Annotated in this window: 3 protein-coding genes; 1 reads left to right on the top strand and 2 read right to left on the bottom strand. The window is 67.0% G+C overall.

Annotated features, from left to right (window positions below; genetic code table 11):
* On the top strand, positions 1–906 hold a 906-nt coding region (locus AC1DYX_RS29620; protein WP_477265575.1), incomplete at its 5' end, for an A/G-specific adenine glycosylase.
* A 241-nt stretch (positions 907–1,147) separates the two neighbouring features.
* Here the strand turns inward: AC1DYX_RS29620 and AC1DYX_RS29615 are convergent.
* Both AC1DYX_RS29615 and aroB read right to left on the bottom strand, forming a co-directional pair.
* Entirely contained in the window at positions 1,148–2,287 is a 1,140-nt protein-coding gene (locus tag AC1DYX_RS29615; protein ID WP_477265573.1) for a deoxyguanosinetriphosphate triphosphohydrolase, read from the bottom strand.
* Positions 2,284–3,306 (bottom strand): 3-dehydroquinate synthase (gene aroB / locus AC1DYX_RS29610; RefSeq protein WP_477265571.1); only part of this gene is annotated, 1,023 nt, incomplete at its 5' end. The genes aroB and AC1DYX_RS29615, both read right to left, overlap by 4 nt.

Below are 3,306 nucleotides of genomic sequence, written 5' to 3'. Positions count from 1 at the left end.
CCGACCGTGTACGACCTCGCCGCCGCCCCGGCGGGCGACGTGATGGCGCACTGGAGCGGCCTCGGTTACTACACGCGGGCGCGCAACCTGCATGCGTGCGCAAAGCGCGTCGTCGCGGATTTCGACGGCGTATTCCCCAGCGACCCGGCGCTGCTGGCCGACCTGCCCGGGATCGGCCGCTCGACGGCCGCCGCCATCGCCGCCTTTTCCGGCGGCGCGCGCGCCGCGATCCTGGACGGCAACGTGAAACGCGTGTTCGCGCGCGTGTTCGGCATCGACGAATACCCGGGCATCAAACCGGTGGAAGACGCGCTGTGGCGCCGCGCCGACGCGCTGCTGCCGGACGGCGAAGGCATCGAAGCCTATACGCAGGGCCTGATGGACCTGGGCGCCACGCTGTGCACGCGCGGCAAGCCGGACTGCGGCCGCTGCCCGCTGCAGGACCGCTGCGTGGCCTTCTCCACCGGCCGCACGGGCGAGCTGCCCGTGCCGAAGCCGAAGAAGGCGACGCCGGAGCGGCGCGCGCTGATGCTGGCCATCGTCGACGCGGGGCAGGTGCTGCTGCAGCAGCGGCCCGAATCCGGGATCTGGGGCGGCCTGCTGTCGCTACCGGAATACGACGGCCACGTGGCGCTGGACGAGGCCGACGCCGTGCCTGACGCGACGCTGGCCGATGCCGCCGGCGAATTCGGCACCGTGACCGAGGTCGAGGCGCTGCTGCCGCTGGTGCACGGCTTTACGCACTATCGCCTGCACATCCAGCCTTACCGCATCGGCCTCGCGGTGCGGGGCGACACGCCGGCGGGCCACATCTGGTGGGACCTGGCGACCATCGCCGAGGCGCCGCTGCCGGCGCCCATCAAGAAGCTGCTGGCACAACTGGCAACGCCGTCGCTGTTCGCCTGAAAAATTCGGGGTCAGAGCACATTATTTGGAAAATTCGGGGTCAGAAAATTCGGGGTCAGAGCACGTTTCGCGACAATGGGTTCAAGGCATAACCACGCATCGAATCATGCTCCGCCGCTGGCCAGTGAGCAATGACGGCCGCATCGGATGCGGTCTGAAATAGCTGTGAAGCCATATCTCCAAAAAGTGCTCTGACCCCGAATTGGCGTGCAAATGTGCTCTGACCCCGAATTTTCAGGCGTCAGAAGGTATCGAGCGAATAGATGCGCCGGTGTTCCTTGATCGCATACCGGTCCGTCATCCCGGCGATGTAATCGGCGATCTTGCGCGCCTGCCTCATCGTGTCGCCCGACGCCACCTGGTAATCCGGCGGGAGCAGCACCGGATCGTTCATGAAGGCGTCGAACAGCTCGTGCACGATGCGGCTCGCCTTCACGCGCATGCGGTTCACCTGGAAGTGGCGGTACAGGTTCGCGTGCAGGAAGCGCTTCAGCGCGGTCGTCTCCTCGCGCATTTTCTGCGAGAAGCGGATCAGCGGCGGCCCGGCGCGCACGTCCTCGATGCTTTGCGGAGAAGCGTCCGCCAGCAGCTGGGCCGACGTCGCGGCCAGGTCGGCCGTCATCGCCGTGATCATCAGGCGGATCGTTTCATACAGCTCGCGCCGCCCCGGCAGGCCCGGATACTGGCGCACCACCTCGTAGTGCAGGCGCGCGAACAACTCCACCTCTTCCATCTGCTTCATCGTGAGCAGGCCGGAACGCAGGCCATCGTCGATGTCGTGGTTGTTGTAGGCGATTTCGTCGGCCAGGTTCGTCAGCTGCGCTTCCAGGCTCGGTTGCGTCCTGTCGATGAAGCGCTGGCCGAGTTCTCCCAGCTGGCGCGCGTTCGTCAGCGAGCAGTGTTTCAGGATGCCTTCGCGCGTCTCGAAGGTCAGGTTCAGGCCGTCGAAGGCGCCGTAGTGCTCTTCCAGGTGGTCGACGACGCGCAGGCTTTGCAGGTTGTGCTCGAAGCCGCCGTAGTCCTTCATGCAGTCGTTCAGCACGTCCTGGCCGACGTGGCCGAACGGCGTGTGGCCCAGGTCGTGCGCGAGGGCGGTCGCTTCGACGAGGTCTTCGTTCAGGCGCAGGCTGCGCGCCAGCGTGCGTGCGATCTGCGCGACCTCGATCGAGTGCGTGAGGCGGGTGCGGAACAGGTCGCCCTCGTGATTGAGAAAAACCTGGGTCTTGTATTCGAGCCGGCGGAACGCGGTCGAGTGGATGATGCGGTCGCGGTCGCGCTGGAACTCGCTGCGCGCGCCCGGCGCGGGTTCCGGATGGCGACGCCCACGGCTCTTCGACGATTGCGCCGCGTATGGAGCCAGGTGGGCGTCGAAATCGATCATTTGATGCAGGCCCCCAACGTCGCTTCCAGCTGGTCGCGCGGAGCGTTGGTGATGCTCGGGCTGCCCAGCGGTTTCAGGAGGATGAACTTGATCGCCCCACCCTCGTTCTTCTTGTCGACCTCCATCAGCTCGATCCAGCGATCGACGCCCAGGTCCGGCGCCACGACGGGCAGTCCGGCCGCCTCGACGAGGTTGCGCACGCGTTCCACGGCGGCGTCGTCGATCAGACCCAGGCGGCGCGACAAGTCGGCCGCCATCACCATGCCGCAGCCGACGGCCTCGCCGTGCAGCCATTCGCCGTAGCCCAGGCCCGCCTCGATGGCATGGCCGAAGGTGTGGCCGAAGTTCAGCACGGCGCGCAGGCCGCCTTCGCGCTCGTCGCGCGCCACGACGTCGGCCTTGATCTCGCACGAGCGCGCGATCGCGTGCGCGAGGGCCGCGTGGTCGCGTGCCATCAGCTTGCCGATGTTCGCCTCGATCCAGTCGAAGAAGCCGGCGTCGAGGATGGCGCCGTGCTTGATGACTTCCGCCAGGCCGGCCGACAGTTCGCGGTCCGGCAAGGTGTCGAGCGTGGCAGTGTCCGCGATGACGGCGCGCGGCTGGTAAAAGGCGCCGATCATGTTCTTGCCCAGCGGGTGGTTGATGCCGGTCTTGCCGCMCACCGAGGAATCGACCTGCGCCAGCAGCGTGGTCGGAATCTGCACGAACGGCACGCCGCGCATGTAGGTGGCGGCCGCGAAGCCCGTCATGTCGCCGATCACGCCGCCGCCCAGTGCCACGAGCGTGGTCTTGCGGTCGCATTTGTTGGCCAGCAGCGCGTCGAACACCTCGTTCAGGCTCTCCCAGTTCTTGTATTCCTCGCCGTCGCGCAGGATGATGGGCACGACCTCGCGCCCGGCCGCACGCAGCGGGCCCGCGATCTTGTCCAGGTACAGCGGCGCCACGGTGGTGTTGGTGACGATGGCCACCTTGCCGCTGCCGCCGATGTGGCGAGTCAGGAGGGAAGAATCGTCCAGCAG

It is taken from the genome of Massilia sp. P2_C2 (genome assembly GCF_056404615.1).
Note: the sequence above shows the minus strand (reverse complement) of the source record. Positions and strands in the feature narration are given on the sequence as shown.